Origin of the sequence: Massilia sp. TWR1-2-2 (genome assembly GCF_049897565.1) — a bacterium.
Taxonomy (GTDB): domain Bacteria; phylum Pseudomonadota; class Gammaproteobacteria; order Burkholderiales; family Burkholderiaceae_D; genus JAFCUW01.
The window spans coordinates 1-18,566 of record NZ_JAFCWM010000051.1 but is presented as its reverse complement, the minus strand read 5'-3'; the positions used below and the strand labels follow the sequence as shown (position 1 = coordinate 18,566).

14 protein-coding genes are annotated in these 18,566 nt (G+C 62.6%); 6 read left to right on the top strand and 8 right to left on the bottom strand.

Annotation, left to right across the window (positions count from 1 at the left end):
* Positions 1-122: 122 nt before the first annotated feature.
* The 4 genes from ACP7DD_RS25120 to ACP7DD_RS25105 form a co-directional block, all read right to left on the bottom strand.
* Positions 123-1,454, bottom strand: a complete 1,332-nt coding sequence (locus tag ACP7DD_RS25120; RefSeq protein WP_426177953.1) for an ATP-binding protein — start codon at positions 1,452-1,454, stop codon at positions 123-125.
* Entirely contained in the window at positions 1,451-2,113 is a 663-nt protein-coding gene (locus tag ACP7DD_RS25115) for a response regulator (protein WP_426177951.1), read from the bottom strand. Before ACP7DD_RS25115 ends, ACP7DD_RS25120 begins: the two co-directional genes overlap by 4 nt.
* 42 nt (positions 2,114-2,155) lie before the next feature.
* The gene (locus ACP7DD_RS25110) at positions 2,156-3,691 is read right to left on the bottom strand and encodes a DegQ family serine endoprotease (protein ID WP_426177949.1); all 1,536 of its coding nucleotides are present in this window, start codon (positions 3,689-3,691) and stop codon (positions 2,156-2,158) included.
* Positions 3,692-3,872: 181 nt separating this feature from the next.
* Positions 3,873-4,325, bottom strand: coding sequence for an Hsp20 family protein (locus ACP7DD_RS25105; RefSeq protein WP_426177947.1), 453 nt, complete (start codon positions 4,323-4,325; stop codon positions 3,873-3,875).
* Between the two features lie 225 nt (positions 4,326-4,550).
* Between ACP7DD_RS25105 and ACP7DD_RS25100 the strand changes: the two genes are divergently transcribed.
* Both ACP7DD_RS25100 and ACP7DD_RS25095 read left to right on the top strand, forming a co-directional pair.
* Complete coding sequence (locus ACP7DD_RS25100; protein ID WP_426177945.1) at positions 4,551-6,452, top strand: M61 family metallopeptidase; 1,902 nt, start codon at positions 4,551-4,553, stop codon at positions 6,450-6,452.
* Between the two features lie 25 nt (positions 6,453-6,477).
* The gene (locus tag ACP7DD_RS25095) at positions 6,478-6,828 is read left to right on the top strand and encodes a hypothetical protein (RefSeq protein ID WP_426177943.1); all 351 of its coding nucleotides are present in this window, start codon (positions 6,478-6,480) and stop codon (positions 6,826-6,828) included.
* A gap of 96 nt (positions 6,829-6,924) precedes the next feature.
* On the opposite strand, the gene ACP7DD_RS25090 is transcribed toward ACP7DD_RS25095, so the two are convergent.
* The 4 genes from ACP7DD_RS25090 to ACP7DD_RS25075 form a co-directional block, all read right to left on the bottom strand.
* On the bottom strand, positions 6,925-7,683 hold the full coding sequence (locus ACP7DD_RS25090; protein WP_426177942.1) for an alpha/beta hydrolase family protein: 759 nt from the start codon (positions 7,681-7,683) through the stop codon (positions 6,925-6,927).
* Between the two features lie 73 nt (positions 7,684-7,756).
* Entirely contained in the window at positions 7,757-9,238 is a 1,482-nt protein-coding gene (locus ACP7DD_RS25085; protein WP_426177940.1) for a Y-family DNA polymerase, read from the bottom strand.
* Entirely contained in the window at positions 9,168-9,875 is a 708-nt protein-coding gene (gene imuA, locus ACP7DD_RS25080; RefSeq protein WP_426177938.1) for a translesion DNA synthesis-associated protein ImuA, read from the bottom strand. Before imuA ends, ACP7DD_RS25085 begins: the two co-directional genes overlap by 71 nt.
* Before the next feature lie 165 nt (positions 9,876-10,040).
* Entirely contained in the window at positions 10,041-10,373 is a 333-nt protein-coding gene (locus ACP7DD_RS25075; RefSeq protein ID WP_426177936.1) for a hypothetical protein, read from the bottom strand.
* A gap of 183 nt (positions 10,374-10,556) precedes the next feature.
* Here ACP7DD_RS25075 and ACP7DD_RS25070 point away from each other — a divergent pair, with 183 nt between their 5' ends.
* From ACP7DD_RS25070 to ACP7DD_RS25055, 4 genes are all read left to right on the top strand, one after another.
* The gene (locus tag ACP7DD_RS25070; protein ID WP_426177934.1) at positions 10,557-12,551 is read left to right on the top strand and encodes a TonB-dependent receptor; all 1,995 of its coding nucleotides are present in this window, start codon (positions 10,557-10,559) and stop codon (positions 12,549-12,551) included.
* Positions 12,552-13,014: 463 nt separating this feature from the next.
* Positions 13,015-17,619 (top strand): RHS repeat-associated core domain-containing protein, encoded by a 4,605-nt coding sequence (locus tag ACP7DD_RS25065; protein ID WP_426177932.1) that lies wholly within the window; start codon positions 13,015-13,017, stop codon positions 17,617-17,619.
* Position 17,620: 1 nt separating this feature from the next.
* Positions 17,621-18,133 (top strand): hypothetical protein, encoded by a 513-nt coding sequence (locus tag ACP7DD_RS25060; RefSeq protein ID WP_426177930.1) that lies wholly within the window; start codon positions 17,621-17,623, stop codon positions 18,131-18,133.
* A gap of 111 nt (positions 18,134-18,244) precedes the next feature.
* A partial coding sequence (locus tag ACP7DD_RS25055; protein WP_426177928.1) for a hypothetical protein occupies positions 18,245-18,566 on the top strand: 322 nt, incomplete at its 3' end.

Below are 18,566 nucleotides of genomic sequence, written 5' to 3'. Positions count from 1 at the left end.
CGGGTGGGGCAAATCAATAACCAGTGGGAGGGCATCGGACAGCATCAGCCAGAAAGTTAACACTTCGGCCGAAAGTTTACAACAAGAAAATGCGACTAAAGCTTAACTTAGCGGCATTACCGTCAGACCCCGGACTTCGGGAACGTCACCACCGCACTCAGGCCACCCAGCCGCTCCGACTGACCCAGCGTCAGCGTCGCCCCATGCCGCTCGGCGATCGCCTTGATGATCGCCAGCCCCAGTCCACTGCCAGACGCCTCGCTGCCCGCAATCCGGTAGAAGCGGTCGAACACGCGCTCGCGTTCTTCGGGCGGGATCCCCGGCCCGCTGTCTTCGACCACAATGCGCGCAGCGGCCGCGTCAAGCTGCACCGCCAGGTCGACCGTGCCGCCCGGCGGCGTGTACTTGATCGCGTTGTCCACCAGGTTGCGCAGCAGGATCATCAGCGCATCGCCCTGCCCGTTCACGCGCGCGTCATCGGCGCGCAGCAGGCCCAGGTCGACGCCCTTGTTCTGCGCCACGCCAACGAGGTCGCCGACGGTGCGGCGCGCCAGGTCGGCCAGCGCCACCTGCTGCGCCTTGGCGCCGCCAGCCGCGCCGGCCTCCTGCCGCGCCAGCACCAGCAGCTGCTCGACCAGGCGCGTGGCGCGCTCGATGCCGGCGGTCAGGCGCCCTACCGCAACCTGGCGCGCCTCGGCACTATCGGCGCGTTCGAGTCCCTGCGCTTGCAGCTTGAGCGCGGCGAGCGGCGTGCGCAATTCGTGCGCGGCATCGGCGACGAAATTCTGCTGCGCGTCGAATGCGGTCCTGACGCGGCCGAACAGCAGGTTCAGTTCCTGCACCAGCGGGCGCACCTCGTCGGGCAGGCCCGACTCCGACACCGGCGACAGGTCGTCGGCCTGGCGCGACGCCACCTGCTTGCGCACCCGCGCGACCGGCTCGAGCGATACGCTCACCACCCACCACACCACCAGCATCAGGATCGGCATCATCACCGCGATCGGACCGACCGTGCGCAGCGCCAGGTTGCCGGCCATGTCGCGGCGCAGCGACATGTCCTGCGCCACCTGCACCGTCTGGGTATTCGTCTGCAGCGAGAAGATGCGGTACGTCTTGCCGTTCGCCTCGACGTTGGAAAAGCCGAGCACCGCCAGCTGCGGCAGGCGCGCGCGCGACACGGTGCGAAACACCTGCACGCCGTCCGGCGTCCACATCTGCACCATCAAATTGTTGTCTTCGGCGGCCGCGTCGATGCCGGCGTTGGCCTCGACGTTAGTGAGCGGCGCGCTCGAACGCAGCGACAGCGCCATCTGCTGCATGTTGAAGTCGAAGATCTGGTCGGCGTCGCCGAGCGCGGTGCGGTAGGCGATCGAAGCCTGCGCCAGCGCGGCGATGCTGATCGCCGCCAGCAGGAACCACAGCAGGCGGCCGCGCAAGGAGTGAGTCACCTTCATAACTTGGGCACCATGTAACCGACTCCGCGCACGTTCTGAATCAGATCGCTGCCGAGCTTTTTGCGCAGGCCGTGGATATACACTTCGACCGCATTGCTGGATACCTCATCGCGCCAGCTGTACAGCTTCTCCTCGAGCTGGGCGCGCGACAGCACCGCGCCTGGCCGGGCGATCAGCGCTTCTAGCACGGCCCATTCGCGCGCGGACAGGCTGGCGGCGACGCCATCGACCGTCACTTCGCGCGTGGCCGGGTTGATCGAGATGTTCTTGTAGTCGAAGACCGGTTCGCCGCGACCGGCCGAGCGGCGCAGCAAGGCGCGGATGCGCGCCAGCAGTTCATCGAGGTCGTACGGTTTGAGGACGTAATCGTCGGCGCCGGCATCGAGCCCGGCGATGCGCTGGCCGACCGCGTCGCGCGCGGTGGCAACCAGCACCGGGGTGCGGTCTTTGCGCGTGCGCATGGCGCGCAGCACTTCCAGCCCGTCCTTGCGCGGCAGGCCGAGGTCGAGCACGACCAGGTCGTAATTCTGCGATTGCATCAGGGCGGTGTCGGCCATTTCGCCGTCCTTGACCCAGTCGACGGCGTAGTGCTCGGCCCTGAGCAGGTCGAGCACCACTTCGCCGATCATCACATCGTCCTCCACCAGCAGTAAGCGCATTGCTTCCTCGTTCTCAGCATTACCGATGGAGGGCTACCTGCATCAGCCGATCCGCACCGGAATGAAGATTTTGTCACCACCGCGCTGAATCAGCAAGGCCACCGACTTCGACGACTTGCCGACGACGTCGCGCACCTGCTCGATGCTGGTCACCGGACGGCCGTTAATCGACAGCAGCACGTCGCCCGGCTGCACGCCTGCATTCGCCGCGGCGCCGCCGGTTTCCTCGATCACCAGGCCCGATGCGAGGCCCGACTGGCGCCGCTCCATCGGCTGCAGCGGCCGCAGCGACAGGCCAAGCTTGGAGCCGCCGTCGTCGGCGACCGCCACTTCCCGCTCGGCGCGCTCGGGCGTCGCGCTGGCGTCGCCGAGGCGCGCGCCGAGCTGCACGATTTTACCGTCGCGCCAGACGTCGAGCGTGACCTTGTCGCCAGGGCTGGCGACACTGAGCATCGCCGGAAGGTCTCCCGATGCGACTATCGACTGGCCGTTCAGCTTGCGAATCACGTCCCCCGACTTGATACCCGCTTTGTCAGCTGCCCCGCCTTTTTCGACATTCGACACCAGTGCTCCCTCCGGCGACTCCAGCTTGAAAGCGTCGGCAAAACCCTGTCCCACTTCCTGCACCGTCACGCCCAGCCTTGCGTGCTTGACGGTGCCGGTAGCGACCAACTGCTCCTTGATCTTGTTGGCCACATCGATCGGAATCGCAAACGACAGGCCCTGGTAGCCGCCGGTCTGGCTGTAGATCTGCGAATTGATGCCGACCACTTCGCCGCGCGTATTGAACAGCGGCCCGCCCGAGTTACCGGGGTTGACGGCGACGTCGGTCTGGATGAACGGCACGCTGTCGTCGGGCAGCGAGCGGCCCTTGGCGCTGACGACGCCGGCCGTCACGCTGCTGTCGAGGCCAAACGGCGAACCGATCGCCAGCACCCATTCGCCGACGCGCAGGTCGTTCGATTTACCGATCGGTACCACCGGCAGGTTCTTCGCATCGATCTTGAGCACAGCGACGTCGGTCTTCGGGTCGGAGCCGAGCACCTTGGCGCGGTATTCACGCCGGTCCTGCAGCTTGACCGTGACTTCGCTGGCATCGCGCACCACGTGCGCGTTGGTAAGGATGACGCCGTCCGGGCTTACTATGAACCCGGATCCGGCGCCAATAACGGGAGTATTCCGCTGGCCGCGGGGATTTTGCGGTCCCTGGAAGCGGCGGAAAAACTCAAAAAATGGATCGTTCTCGTCAAGCTGCGGACCGCCGCGGCCCTGCGGGCTGTTCATCGCGGTCTTGGTGCTGCCGGTGACGCGGATGTTGACCACGGCCGGTCCCATGCGCGCGACAATCTGCGTAAAGTCGGGCAGCGCCATCGCCACGTTCGCGCCGGACGGCGCAAGCGGCGCGGGCGCCACGTAGTTCGATGGCGCGACCGCTGTCACGGCTGCGGCGCCAGAAGCGACTGCATTATTATGATTGACTGCGATCGCGCCTACCGCGCCGCCGATCGCGCCGGCGGCGGCCAGGGCCAGCGTCAGCTTCTTTGCGGTGATGGCAGTAACGGCACCTTGGTTTTGCATTGTCGTACTCCTGCGAGATAGTGGTTTGTCGATGACTGCAGTGTGCACCTGCAGACTTAGGGTGAGCTTAAGTGTGCAAAAAGGGCGCCCCGTGCATGCGAGCGCCCTTTCCATTTCGGCCGGCGGCGCGTCCGGGGTCCGACCCAGCGGGGTCAGACCCTTTCATGCGGCCTGGACGGAGTTACGCCGCCTGGCGCTGCTCGAGCACTTGCACGTTGTCGCCGCCGTCGATGACGATCTTGCGCGGCTTGAGCGCCTCGGGCACTTCGCGCACCAGTTCAATGGTCAGCATGCCGTTGTTGAAGGTGGCAGTGGTGACCTTGACGTGGTTGGCCAGCTGGAAGCGCTGCTCGAAGTCGCGCGCAGCGATGCCGCGGTGCAGGTAGGTGCGCTGCTGGTCATCCTTCTGCTTGCGGCCGGTAATGTGCAGCGAATCGCGCTCGGCGATGATCTCCACTTCCGAACGGTCGAAGCCGGCAACCGCCATCACGATCCGATACTGGTCTTCGCTGACCAGCTCGATGTTGTATGGCGGATAGCTGGGCTGGGCGTCGGCGCGCTGCTCGAGCAGGTTGGCCAGGCGGTCGAAGCCGATAGCGGAACGGTAGAGAGGGGTCAGGTCGAATGTACGCATGATAAATATCCTTTTAGAAGTTAAGCGATAAGTTTCGGACCTCTGATGAGCATCCGATGCGTCCAATCTAGTGATGGGTAAGAGGCATTTCAAGGCCTTGAAAAATACGGTTTTTTGCCCAATGGACCGAAAAATATTTGCTGATCTTGCCGACACATCCACCCTTTTCCGCCGTGCTACACTCCGAAACCTGTTTCTTTGACTCCTCAAATAATTCTTCTAACCATGACCGCACCGTTCAAGCTCCGCCTCTTGCCTGTCGTCGCCCTGATCGCCGCGATCGCCCTGCCGGCGCACGCCGACGTGCCGCCGCCGCTGGACCAGCCGTATCCGGGCACCATCGTGCTGAAGGTCGATGCGACCAACCTGAGCCAGCAAATCTTCCGCATGAAGATGTCGATCCCGGTCAAGGCGGGTCCGCTGACGATGCTGTACCCGCAGTGGCTTCCGGGCAATCACGGCCCGAGCGGCCCGCTGACCCAGCTGGCCGGCTTGAAGTTCACCGCCAACGGCAAACCGGTCGACTGGGTGCGCGACCCGGTGCATGTGCACGCCTTCCACGTGACGGTGCCAGAGGGTGTCAGCACGCTGGAGGCGGAATACCAGTTCCTGTCGCCGCTCGACAGCGCCCAGGGACGCATCACGATGACCAGCGAAATCCTCGGCGTGCAGTGGCCGTCCGTGACGCTGTATCCGGCCGGCTACAACAGCCGCCGTATCACGGTGCAGCCGAACCTGACGTTGCCGGACGGCTGGCAATTCGGCACTGCGCTCGAGACCGCCGCGCGCAACGGCAACGAAGTCGCCTTCAAGCCGCTCGACCTGGAAACGCTGATCGATTCGCCGCTGTTCGCCGGCCGCCACTTCAAGCGCATCGACCTCGATCCGGGCGCCAAGGTGCCGGTGCATCTGAACATCGTGGCCGACAATCCGGAAAGCCTGGAAGCGAAGCCGGAGCAGATCGAGGCGCACCGCGCGATGGTCAAGCAGGCAGCCAAGCTGTTCGGCTCGCACCATTACAAGCACTACGATTTCCTGTTTGCGCTGTCGGACGAGTTCGGCGGCATCGGCCGCGAGCATCACCAGTCGAGCGAGAACGGCGTCAAGCCGGGCTACTTCACCGACTGGGCCAAGAGCGAGGCCGGGCGCGACCTGCTGCCGCACGAATACGTGCACTCGTGGGACGGCAAGTTCCGCCGCCCTGCCGGCCAGGATGTGCCGAACTTTAACGTGCCGCTGCAAAATGAATTGCTTTGGGTGTACGAAGGCCAGACGCAATACTGGGGCAAGGTGCTGGCCGCGCGCTCCGGCATGATTTCCGAGAACGGCACGCGCGATGGCATCGCCGCGCTCGCCGCGCTGTACGACAACGTGCAGGGCCGCTCGTGGCGCGCGATGCAGGACACCGTCAACGATCCGATCATCAGCGGCCGGCGTGCTTTGGGCTGGGGCAACTGGCAGCGCAGCGAAGACTATTACGTCGAAGGCATGTTCATCTGGCTCGACGTCGACACCAAGATCCGCGAGATGTCGGGCGACACGCGTTCGCTGGACGACTTCGCGCGCGCCTTCTACGGCATCAACAACGGCAGCTTCGTGCCGGCGTTCTACACCTTCGCCGACGTGGTTGCCGCTTTGAACAAGGTACAAGCGTTCGACTGGGCGCCGTTCCTGCGCAGCCGCCTCGACGGGCACGGCACCGGCGCGCCGCTCGACGGCCTGGCGCGCGCGGGCTGGAAGCTGGTCTACCAGGAAACGCCAAGCGACGCCACCAAGGCGAGCGAAGAACGCAACAAGTCAAGCGACTTCAGCTATTCGCTGGGCATGTCGGTCAAGCACGATGGCGGCATCGCCGGCGTCGTGTGGGATGGGGTCGCCTTCCGCGCCGGCCTGGCGGGCAACAGCAGCATCGTTGCCGTCAACAACCGCGCCTACAAGGCCGACGTGTTGAAGGCGGCGGTGAAGGCGGCAAAGGCCGGCAAGGAGCCGATCAACTTGCTGGTGAAACAGGGTTCGAACTACCGTACGATTGCGCTCGATTACCATGGCGGCGCGCGCTACCCGCACCTGGAGCGCATTGCCGACAGTAAGGATCGGCTGGGCACGATCCTGAAGGCCGTCAAGTAATTTCCTGATGGTGTATGCTAAAACCATGACTACAGATACCGACATCCAACTGAGTGGCCCGTTCAAGGCCGCCGACAGCAGCGGCCGTTCCCACGACGTCAAGGCAATTCGCATTTTCGACGAGGGCTACGGGATTATTGACGTGTACGTGGACTTCGCGCAGCCCATCGAAAGCGGGCTGTACAAGGACAAGGCGCTGGTCGGCAACATCATCGACCGCCTGCGCGCGCTCGGCTACGTGGGGCCGAACTTCGAGCACAGCGATCCGGGGCTGCAGGACAGCAAGTTGATCGTGCTGGAAGCGCCGGAAGAGTTCAGCGAGTTCGCCAAGAAAAAAGGCTGGAAGAACCTGGCCGAAGAGTTTGACGACGAGTAGTGCCGGCATCGTCGTACGCTTTCTGCACCCTTCCCCTCTCGCACGACGTTAATGTTTCAGGGGTTGTTGATTGCTTTGCGATTCCTGTAAGGCGCTCTACTTCAAGTAGCGCTCGCTCCACACGGCGATCATCGCCGCCACATACGTCGCGTCCTCCCTGCGCGCGAGCAGGTGGTCGGCGTCGTCGAGCGAGATGAAACTCTTCGGATGCTTTGCCGCTGAAAAAATCGTCAAGGCGTTGCTGATGTCGACCGTCGCGTCGCGCGGCGAATGCATCACCAGCAGCGCCCGCTGCAGGGTGGATATCTTCTGCGTCAGGTTGTGGCTGGCCGCGTCGATCAGGAACTGGCGCTTGATCTTGAAAGGCCGCCCGGCCAGTTGCACATCAGCTTCGCCGCTCTGTTCGATCGCACCCAGGGAATGGCCCAGCAAGCCTCGCACGTGCTCCGGGTCGCTTGGCGCCGCCAGGGTGACGACGGCCTGCACTTCCGGCATCGCCGCGGCCGCCGCCAGCACAGCCGCGCCTCCCAGACTGTGGCCGATCAGGATGCGCGGCGCCTCCTTGCTCGTGCGCAGGAAGTCGGCCGCCGCCACCAGGTCGGCCACGTTGGACGAGAAGTTGGTGTTGGCGAATTCGCCCTCGCTGGCGCCGAGCCCGGTGAAATCGAAACGCAGCACCGCGATGCCATGCTCGGTCAGCGCCTCAGCGATCCGGCTTGCCGCAAACACATCCTTGCCACAGGTGAAACAGTGGGCAAACAGGGCGTAGGCCCTGATCGGGCCATCCGGCGCATCGAGCCGCGCCGCCAGCTGCTGCCCTTCCGCTCCGGGAAAATCCTGTCGTTCGCTTCGCATGTCGATCCCCGATTCCGTCGATATCCTGTGTTGCACTGTGCGCCATATCTTCACGATCGGCAAGTGTGCGCACTCAGCCGAACAGGCCGTGCAGGAACCAGCGCGGTTCGCTGTCTTGCTGGGCGCCGACGATGCGCTCGCGGTACACCCAGTAATGCGCGTGATCCTCCCCTTCGGCGATGAAATAGTCGCGCGTTTGCGACTGGCTCCACCAGCCGGCCTCGATCCGTTCCGGCGTCGACGCCATCTTCAGCGGCGAACCGTAGAACGGCCGGTGATTGCGCATCAGCAGCGCGATCGGCTTGGCCAGCAGCCAGCTCGGTCGCGGCAGGCTGAGCACGTCGGGCGGCATCTGCGCATCGCGCACCGCCGCGCGGATCTTTTGTTGCACCGGCACCCAGACGTTGGCCAGCTCGGGCCGGTAATCGGCCTGCGGCGCGGCCTGCAGCACGTTTTCCGGCCCCAGCCGCGCCACCAGCAGCTCGAGCATGCGCAGCTGGTCCTGCTCGCTGCCGCCCGGCTCGGGAAACAGCGAGTCGCTCGGCGGCGCCATCGGCTGCACCTGCAGCGCCTCGAGGCACAGGCCGATGACGGGCGCCGCGAGCACCTGCTTGCCGAGCCGCTCCTTGAGCAGGCGCACCAGGTGCTCGTCGCGCCAGGTGGGCTCGGCGAGCACGATTTCGATCAGGGTCGGCGCGCGCGCCACCCGGCCGCGCTCGTGTTCGAGCTGCAAGGTGATGCGTTCGACCGCCAGCTGGCGCGCGCACAGCCAGCCGGTCAGTTGCAGCAGCAGCCGGTGGGCGCCGAACAGCAGCGCCTCGGCGTTTTCGACGCGGTCGAACAGTTCGAGCTTGGCGCTGAAGGTGGTGGGCGCCTCGATCCAGTCGAACAGCTCCGGCGTCATGCCATAGGCGGCGTCGAGGATGTCAAGCAGCGGCCGGCCGCAGCGCCGCTGCAGCCCTGGCCGCGGCAGGCGCCGCATGTCACCCAGGCTGAAGCAGCCGATGCCTTCGAACCAGGCGGCGAACGGGCGCGCCGGCGGCGGCAAGGCACTCGGCAGCCGGTCGAGCCGGTGCACCAGCGACGCCATCTTGATGGTGCGCGCGCCGCCATGGCGCGCCAGCATCCAGGCGCCGCGCGCGGTAGGCGCGCAGCTGAGCTGCGCGGTAAAGCCGAGCGCGCGCAGGTTGGCGCGGATGCGCCGGCACAGCGCGCGAATGCCGCCGAACAGGCGCAAGCTGGCGCCGATGTCGATCAGCAAGGTCGATTCCTCGGCCTGCGCCACCAGCGGCGTGTACTGCAGCAGCGCCATCGCTACCGCATGCAGCGCCTCGGCCTCGCGCTCGACGGTGCGCTCGTACAATTTGGCCTCGGGCATGAGCATGAGCACGCCGCCGCGCCGCATGCCGGCCTGCACGCCGGCAGCCTGCGCGGCGGGCGACACGGCCAGCACCCGTTCCTGTTCGAGCACGACGCTGGCACTGTCACTGGACCAGTTCGGGCAAAATACTTCGAGCGGTAACTGGGGCAGGTAGAGCCCGATCCAAAGACGCATGGCGCTGCAGTAAAGAAGGAGTCAGGGGCAGGAACAGCGGCGCATCGCGCTGCGGTCCCCGGCGTTTTACGAATTCGATGTTGAGGCCGCCGGCGGCCGGCCGCAGCGACAGCCGCAGCGGCGCCGGCGAACTGTCTTGCGCGGCCGCCAGCGGGCGCAGCATGAAAAACAGCGTTTCGCCGCTTTGCGCGGCCAGGTGCAGCCTGCGCAAGGTTTCGCCGCGGGCGTGGTTTTGCCAGAACAGCACGGCGCCGCAACTGCCGCTGCGCAGCACCTGCTCGGCCGCCCACAGCGCGTCGCTACTGCGGCTGGCGCGGACCCAGACCAGCTGCGACGGCGCCAGCCCGAGCGCGGCCAACGCCAGCGCCTGCGGTGGATGGGGCGGCTGCAGCAGCACGATGCGGCGCCGCGCCGCGGTTACCAGGGCCGGACGCAGCAGCCGCAGTTCGCCGATGCCGGGCTGCTGCAGCATCAGGTCAATGAGGGTGCCGGTCGGCCAGCCGCCGCCAGGCAGCTGCGCCGACAGCGCCGGATGGCCAGTATCGACGCAGCGCGCGGTGGAATGGGCCAGTTGGGAGGCCAGCCAGAGCGACGGGTGCAAGGCCTCGGGCGAGGCAATAGATTGATGAAGTGTCATGGTGGATCCGTCTAAAACTACTGTATGAATACACAGTACTATTCGGATCCAGGTTTGGCAAGGCCTATCTTTTATTGTGCGCGGCAGCTTGACTTGGGCTTATTCATCTGGCAAATGCACAGGCCCAGCCGGTCATGCCTGGGTCGATAAAAAAGGCAAATTTCATCAGTTCGGCTCTTCAACGTCTGCCCTCGACGCCGCGGCGCCCAGCGCGTGCGACGCAATCGGAACCGTCGCGGCGAGCAGCGCCACCGCGCACCGATCCTGGCGGCCCGCGACAGTTCCATCGATGCGTCCCTTCCCACGCTGGGCCGGCGATGCGCCAGGCCCGATGGCGCGTCGCCGGGCGACGCAAGCACGTCGCCCGGCGCTGCCGTCGATACCTGGCGCTTTCCCGACAATTATTGGAGCCTTCGATTCGGGACGGCGCCTGATGACATCGGACATGGCGCTGGCGCTGTCGGCATGCGCGGACGGCGGCGCCGCGGGTGCAAACATGGCGCATCCCACTTGCAAGTAAACATGATTTGCAATATTATTGCGAATTGTTCTCATTCTCATTCTCATTCAAATAAAACCATGACATCGACATTCCCCTTTAGCCGGCCGACACGGCTGGCCCTCGCCGTCGCCAGCGCCTTCGTCACAAGCACCGCCTTTGCGCAGCAAAACACGTCCACCATGCCCGTTGTCACAGTGATCGGCTCTGCCGACAATGGCTATGTTGAGAAAACCTCGGCCACTGTGATGAAGACCGACACGCTGCTGCGCGATACGCCGCAGTCGGTTACCGTGATCACGCGCCAACTGATGAACGACCAGGCCATGCAAAGCATCGCCGACGCCATCCTGTATGTGCCGGGCATCGTTGCAGCCCAAGGGGAAGGCAATCGCGATGCCGCGGTGTTCCGCGGCAACAGTTCGACCAGCGATTTCTATGTCGACGGCGTGCGCGACGACGTGCAGTACTATCGCGACTTCTACAATATCGACAGCGTCGAGGCCATCAAAGGCGCCAGTGCGATGATCTTTGGCCGTGGCGGCTCGGGCGGCGTGATCAACCGGGTCAGCAAGGAGGCTGGCTGGGCACCAATACGCAGGGCAACGGCCAGCGTGGGCAGCTACGGCCACCGGCGTGCCGCAGTCGATGTCGGCGGCGCCATCAGCGACGACGTGGCGGTGCGCGTAAATGCCATGGCCGAGCAATCAGAGAGCTACCGCGAAGGCGTCGAACTCGAGCGCAAGGGCATCAATCCAACGATGACGCTGCGCGCCGGCAAGAACACCACCATCAACCTCGCTTACGAGCACTTCCGTGACGACCGCATCGCCGACCGCGGCGTGCCCTCGCTGAGCGGGCGTCCCTACGATACCGATCCATCGGCCTTCTTTGGCAGCGCCGAGCTGAGTCCGACCGGCGTGCGCGTGAACGCTTTCTCGGCCTACCTCAAGCATGACTTCGGCAACAACGTGGTGCTGCGCAACCGCACCCGGATTGCCAACTACGACAAGTTCTACCAGAACATCTACGCCAACAGCGCCGTCAGCCCGAGCACCGGCCGGCTGGCCCTGGGCGCCTATTACGACGCCACCGAGCGCAGCAACAGCTTCAACCAGACCGACCTGACCTTCTCGATCGCGACCGGCAGCGTGACCCACAAGGTCGCCGCCGGGGTTGAGCTTGGCCGCCAGGAAACCGATAACTTGCGTCGCACCGGCGTGTTTGCGGGCAACTCGAGCGTGCCAGCGACCAATCCGCAGTACACCGGCGCCATCAGCTTTCCCACCGTAATCACCAGCAACGACAGTGTCGCCAATGTCGCCTCCGTGTATGTGCAGGATCAGATCGTGTTCTCGCCACAGTGGCAGGCAGTGGCAGGCTTGCGCTACGACCGCTTCAGCGTCGACTTCAACAACCGCCTGGCCACCAGCAACGGGGCGTTTGACGTGATCGACACGCCCGTATCGCCACGCGCCGGCCTGATCTACAAGCCGATGGAAGCGATGTCGCTGTACGCCAGCTACAGCCGCGCCTATGTGCCACGCGCCGGCGATCAGCTCACCTCGCTGACCGCCAGCAACCGCGCTTTCGATCCTGAAAAATTTGACAACGTCGAAGTCGGTATGAAGTGGGACGTGACGCCGGCACTGTCGGCCACGGCCGCGATCTACCAGCTCGACCGCACCAATGTCGTCGTGCCCGGTGCGGTCGCCGGCAGCAGCGTGCTGGTCGACGGCCAGACCACCAAGGGCGTCGAGTTGGCATTGTCGGGCCAGGTGACGCAGGCCTGGAGCGTAATGGGCGGCTACGCCTACCAGGACGCCAAGTTGACGGCCGACCAGTCCGCCACGGTGCGTTCCGGCAACAGGCTGGGGATGGTGCCGAAGCACGCCTTCTCTCTGTGGAACCGCTACGACATCAACGATCAGCTCGGCGTGGCCTTGGGCGTGGTGTATCGGGACAGCTTGGCCACCTCGACCTCCAACACGGTGACGCTGCCGTCGTTCACCCGCGTCGACGGCGCCCTCTATTATCGTCTCAGCAAACAGTATCGCCTGCAACTGAACGTGGAAAACGTGCTGGACAAAAAGTACTGGGCATCTGCCCACAACGACAACAACATCACGCCGGGCGCCCCGCGCAGCGCGAAACTGTCGCTGTTCGCCAGTTTCTGAGCGCTGGCATGATCGTCAACGGCGCCCCCCCGGGGCGCCGTTTGTCATTACACGCACGCGACGTCCCGCAAAGCCGGTCGCACCGGGCCCCGGTCTGGCCAACCGACGGCCTTGCTGTGCTCGAGCGAAATCTAAGCAATGTACAAAGGTTCACCGCGCGATGCGGCATAACAGGTGTCCGCATTGTTAAGGTTTTAGAATGAAACCGCGCCGGCGCCGGAAATCGCCTTCGCGGACACCATGCAAGTAGTTGGGGCGATCGTGTTCGCCCGCGCCCTCATCCACACTTGCCCGCGCCGTTGCGACGAACGCAAGTACATCGATCGTTGAATATAACGTGCGCAGGAATCAACAAGGTCGAGAGTTGTAAATATTCATTGTATGAACGCAAAGTTATAAAACTTGCCACAAAGTAGACTTGATCCGGTTCGCGCATCGCGCCTTTCCCCTACCGGAGCAGACCATGACAAGTCGCCGTATCGTTGCGTTTCGATTGCCTATCTTCCTGTTGGCTAGTTCGATTGTCGTCGCGACGCAAGACGTTTCTGCGGCACAGCCTATGCCTGAAGGCATGGTCGGCTGGTGGTATTACACAGGGGTGAACACCCCCGATCAATTCGCCGCGGACCCCATTACTGCGTGCAGGCTTTCAGCCCAGAACCACTTCAGGGCACCTTTGCTTGAGATGCGCGCCATGCCAGAGGCCAGCGCGCCCATCATGGAGTGCAAATACAGCAGCGGTTCCTTTACAGGTGTCCAGTGGTATGCTCCGGCGTCGTTATTTTGCAAGCCAGGATATTCGCCGCGCTGGCCGGGGATGTGCGTCAAGAGTAGAGAAGCGCCAGCGCCGGCCAGCTGTTCGAAAGCATCTCCCGGCTCCGTCGAGGCAAACCCCGTGCAACTGGCAAGCGGATCCAAGGTGCAGACCGAAACCGATCTGGTCGCCGGCCGCTCAAGATTTTTACGCATCGAACGGACATACCGCAGCTTGCGCAGCAGCGGAGGCGGGCAATCGGTCGGGTTCGGCTGGTCGTTCTCGTTCGATCGGGATTTCAATGTCAATCGAGGTCTCTTCAACAGCGACCTGCCGCGCGTTTCGGGCAGTTTCGGCGACGGCAGTGCGTTCGGATTTACTCCGCGCCTCGCCGGCGGGTACGGATCTCGCTTTGACAAACTGTCGACCATAAAGCCACTCAGCGCAGCATATGATGACTGGTTGCTGACCAATGTCGACGGACAGGTCGAGCGCTACAAGAAAATCAACGGCGCTTTTAAAATGGTCAGTTCTCACAACGCAGCAGGAGGATCGGCTACCTATGCGTACAACGCCGAGAACCAGCTCATTCACATTGCAGATTCAGACGGCCGCAACGTGAAAATCAACTGGAGTGGCGGCGTGGTTGCCTCGATCGAAGGACCTGAGGGCGAGGTGCGCTACGAATACCAACAGGCAGCGGTTGCTGGCCAGGCCGATATCGCCGGGATGGCGCGCCTCGAGGCGGTTCACTTTCACGACCGGGATGGCGCGTTGGTGTCGTCGCGGCGCTACCACTACGAGGACGAGTCACAGCGGTACCTGCTGACCGGCGTCAGCGACGAAAATAATATGCGCTTTGCGACCTATCGTTACAACCAAGCCGGTCAGGCAGTGTTGTCCGAGCATGCCGGCGGCGTGGGGCGCTATACGTTCGCCTATCCGACCGACCTTGCACGGCGCATTACCGATCCGCTCGGCACAGAGCGCGTCTTGGGCGTGAGCTACCCGAGCGATACCAGAGGGCGCATTGTCAGTGAAAGCCAGCCTGCAGGCGCGGGGTGCGAAGCCGGCGCCAATGCGTTCGAGTACAGCAGCAGCGGAGATCTGGTGAGCCGGACCGACTTCAACGCCCAGAAAACCTGCTTCACCAATGATGTCGCGCGCGGATTGGAAACGCGCCGCATATCAGGATTGCCGGCGGGCGCGAGTTGCCCCGTCGGCGCCGACGCTGTCGGCGGCAACACGGCCCGCATGATCAGCACGCAGTGGCATCCGGATTGGCCGCTCAAGAGCATGGTCGCAGAACCAAATCGGCTCACAAGTTACGTGTACAACGGCGAGCGCGGGGCCGACGGTCAAATTGCGCATTGCTCCGACGCGACCCTGCCGAACGGTAAGCCGGTGGCCTTGCTTTGCAGCCAAACAGTCCAGGCAAGTAGCGACAACAACGGTACGCTCGGCTTCTCTGCCGCGAAAACGGGCGCAGCGCGCGTGTGGCAGTACACCTATAACAGCGCCGGCAAACTGCTGACCGGCACCGGACCAGCCGACGCGCTCGGCAACCGCGACGCGCTGCGGTTCACCTATTACGCCGACACCACCGGCGACCACACTACTGGCGACCTCGCCACGGCGACCAACGGCGCCGGCGAGGTCACGCAAATTCGCGAATACAGCAAAGACGGCCTGTCGACCAACATCAAGCTGCCAAACGGGCAAATCATCAAGCTCGAATACGGCGCGCGGCAGCGGCTGGCGTCACGAACGGTCGAGGACGGCCGAGGCGTGTCCGAAACCACGCGCTACCAATATGACGACGCCGGCCAGCTCACCCGCGTTACCGCCGCCGATGGCACGTCGATGGGGTACGTCTACGATGCGGCGCACCGCCTTACCGACCTGCGCGACGGCGCCGGCAACACCGTCCACTTCACCCTCGACAACATTGGCAACGTCGTCAAACAGGATGTGCGCGATGCGAGGGGCGAGTTGGTGACAACGTCAAAGCGCACGTACGACGCGCTTAACCGGCTGCAGAAAGAGCAGCGCGACGACCAGGACCCAGGCGTGAGCTACGCCTACGACCGAGGCGGCAACCTGACCAAGGTGACCGATCCGCTCGGCCGCGCCACTACCCAGGTGTTCGATAGCTTTGATCGCGTGTTGACGCAAATTCTTCCTGCGCCAGCAGCGGGCGCCGCACCGCCAACGATCGGCTATGGCTATTCTCATCAGGATGATCTGCTGTCCGTGACTGATCCACGAAAGCTGACGACGCGCTATACCGTGGACGGCCTCGGCCAGCAAACCGGCATCGTCAGCCCCGACACGGGAACGACGACCATCAAGTTTGATGGCGCCGGCAATCCCGACTCCAGGACCGACGCCGCCGCCCGCAAGACCATTTATCGATTCGATGCGGCGCACCGCCTGACTCAACTTGGCAGCAGCACTTTCGAATACGGCAAAGACGGCAGCGGCGCAACCGGGCGGCTGACGAAAATGAGTGACGCATCCGGCCAGACCAGCTTCGCCTACGACGGATTCGGACGTCTGTTGAGCAAAGCGCAGTCGGTCGGGGTCGGTGCTTCAGCGAAGAGGTTCACGACGACATACACCTACGGCGGCACTGGAAGCAGCGTCGGCCATGTAACGTCGCTGACCTACCCCAGCGGGAACCGCATTGACTACACTTACGGCGCAGACGGTCGCGTGCAGAGCCTGGTCTTGACAGCGCCGGGCGCAAGCCCGGTAAAGATTCTCGGCGACATCCGCTATGTCCCGTTCGGTGCAATAAGAGGTTGGACATGGGGCAATAGCAGCACCGCCAGCCCGAACATCTACGAACGAAAATTCGACCTGGACGGCCGGATAGTCAGCTACCCGCTCGGCCATTCCGCTTACGGCGGCACAGTGCGTACATTGAGCTTTGACGTTGCCGGACGCATCAGGGCAAGCAAGCACACTGGCGGAGCGGGGGTGGCTCTGCTCGATCAGCGCTACGATTACGACGGTCTCGATCGGTTGACCGCTTTTGACAGTACGAACACCACCCAGCGTTTCCAGTACGATGCCAACGGCAACCGCACCCGCGCGACGTTCGGCGCCAATACGTACCTCAATACGATCAACCTTGCAAGCAACCGACTCACCAGCACTACGGGGCCAGCGCCAGCAAAGCAGAACTCCTACGATGCGGCCGGCAGTCTGACAAACGACGGTGCCATTCAGTACAAATACGGAAGCGATGGCCGCTTAGAATACGTGGTGCGCGGCGGCGTTACGACGGGCTATCGGTACAATGGTCTGGGCCAGCGGGTTGCCAAGACGAATACAGCCGGAGTCTTGACTCACTACGCGTACGATGATTCCGGCCGGCTCCTCGGAGAGTATGATGGCGGGGGAAAATCGATACAGGAGACTCTATACGTGCGCGACCTACCGGTAGCCGTATTCAGGCCGAGCGCGACCACGATGGGCACCAAAGTCGCTGCAGCGATCGGGATATATTACTTATACTCGGACCACATCAACACGCCACGTGTCCTCACGCGCGCGAGCGACAACAAGATGGTGTGGACATGGAACAGCGGCGATCCCTTCGGGCTCAATCAGCCGGACGAAAACCCAGCTGGTTTAAACGTGTTTACTTACAACCCGCGCTTTCCAGGCCAACTTTTCGACAAAGAAACTAACAACCACTACAACTACTTCAGGGATTATGATCCGCAGACGGGAAGGTATGTCGAAAGCGACCCCATTGGGCTGGAAGGTGGTATGAACACCTATGCCTATGTTGGTGGCAACCCAATCTTACATTCAGACCCGTACGGGTTGGAGATCGTGCCGGTTGGGACCATTGTGGAACGGACTCGGATTCGTCAAGGAATTCGAGACTTGAGCAGGGCGAGTTCGAGCGCCGCAAAAATGATCGCCGAAATTGAGGCAAGTTCTCGTGTCCTCACCATTGAAGTTGGGTGCGAATCGGACCATTATGGTAGCGATAAGAACGGCGACGCAAAAGATGACCACATCACGTGGAACCCTGACAAGAAGCACATGAGAGATGGATCAGAAGATTGGCACCACCGTCCCTCGTTTATTGGTCTCGGGCATGAACTGATCCACGCCTGGGCTGATTTTAGTGGCCTGAAACCCCAAGGGGCAACATTCCGAGAACAAGCTGCATATGATGAGTACGGCACTGTAGGAATACCACGAAAGAGTGGGAAGCCGACAGCGCGGTACCCATACACTGAGAACAAATTCCGATCTGAATGTGGTTGTGCAAATGTGCGGAAGGAGTATTGAATTGGCCGGCCTTAGTGATTCTTTTAGGGGAAAAGCGCTGCTTGTTGTTTTTGTTGCGCTATTCGTCCTCACATCGGCAACTAGCGCTAAAGCAGACGCAAACCTTGACCCAAGTCCGGGTTATCTCAAAACAGAAACAGGAGCGATCTTTAGTGCGGCTGCAAGCGCACATTCCGGCATTTGTGCCGTCGATCACTGCTGGACGCCATCCGTGGACGATATTAACCGCCTGGAACGCGATTTGCTCCCATTTCTCGCATCCTCCACAGCTTATGGATCTACCGAAATCCGAAAGAACATCGTCCAATACAAACGCAAGTATTTTGGCTTCACGCGGAAGGGGACAAAATTTATATTGGTATCAGGGCTTTGCGAAAAGTACTGGCGGCCGGCTAGCAAGAAATTCCTGAGTCCACAGCGACCTATGACTGATATGGGAAGCTGCTTTTTTTCGCTTGATTATGATGTAAAGGAGCGGCGATTTTCCGACCTATATGTCGATGGCGAGGGATAAAAGATCAAAATCTATATTTGCGGCCAATACATTACGACTAGTTAGGTGTCATTACCCGCGACATCGCGATCGCAACCTGATGAGGTCCCGTGTCGACGAGCCGGAGCCGTAGTGACAGTTTATGAAACATTCAGGCTATGGCAGCGTGTAGCCAAAACTAGCTCGACCGGCCTGGCAGCGCACTACGTCTACGGCGAGCTGGGAATGCTTTTGGGCGAGTACGATGCTGCTGGCTTACCACAGGAAGGAAAAGTAATCGTTTCTGTTAACAGGCTGTTGAAAAATCCCGCCGCCCTGTCAACGGGACGGCGGGGCAATCCACCCAACTTAAGGCGTTCAACAATTTTTCTGGGTAATAGATTTATGCGGTTTTCGGCCTTGTTTGCGCGGTTTGGATACATTTTCCCTATGGCGATACGTCCGTCCGGAGATC

What these genes read in the sequence shown, in the direction of transcription:
- ACP7DD_RS25090 (WP_426177942.1), bottom strand. Translation starts at nt 7,683, where the DNA reads ATGCGAAGCGAACGACAGGATTTTCCCGGAGCGGAAGGGCAGCAGCTG.
- ACP7DD_RS25105 (WP_426177947.1), bottom strand. Translation starts at nt 4,325, where the DNA reads ATGCGTACATTCGACCTGACCCCTCTCTACCGTTCCGCTATCGGCTTC.
- ACP7DD_RS25095 (WP_426177943.1), top strand. Translation starts at nt 6,478, where the DNA reads ATGACTACAGATACCGACATCCAACTGAGTGGCCCGTTCAAGGCCGCC.
- ACP7DD_RS25065 (WP_426177932.1), top strand. Translation starts at nt 13,015, where the DNA reads ATGACAAGTCGCCGTATCGTTGCGTTTCGATTGCCTATCTTCCTGTTG.
- imuA (WP_426177938.1), bottom strand. Translation starts at nt 9,875, where the DNA reads ATGACACTTCATCAATCTATTGCCTCGCCCGAGGCCTTGCACCCGTCG.
- ACP7DD_RS25070 (WP_426177934.1), top strand. Translation starts at nt 10,557, where the DNA reads ATGCCCGTTGTCACAGTGATCGGCTCTGCCGACAATGGCTATGTTGAG.
- ACP7DD_RS25085 (WP_426177940.1), bottom strand. Translation starts at nt 9,238, where the DNA reads ATGCGTCTTTGGATCGGGCTCTACCTGCCCCAGTTACCGCTCGAAGTA.
- ACP7DD_RS25100 (WP_426177945.1), top strand. Translation starts at nt 4,551, where the DNA reads ATGACCGCACCGTTCAAGCTCCGCCTCTTGCCTGTCGTCGCCCTGATC.
- ACP7DD_RS25120 (WP_426177953.1), bottom strand. Translation starts at nt 1,454, where the DNA reads ATGAAGGTGACTCACTCCTTGCGCGGCCGCCTGCTGTGGTTCCTGCTG.
- ACP7DD_RS25115 (WP_426177951.1), bottom strand. Translation starts at nt 2,113, where the DNA reads ATGCGCTTACTGCTGGTGGAGGACGATGTGATGATCGGCGAAGTGGTG.
- ACP7DD_RS25110 (WP_426177949.1), bottom strand. Translation starts at nt 3,691, where the DNA reads ATGCAAAACCAAGGTGCCGTTACTGCCATCACCGCAAAGAAGCTGACG.
- ACP7DD_RS25075 (WP_426177936.1), bottom strand. Translation starts at nt 10,373, where the DNA reads ATGTTTGCACCCGCGGCGCCGCCGTCCGCGCATGCCGACAGCGCCAGC.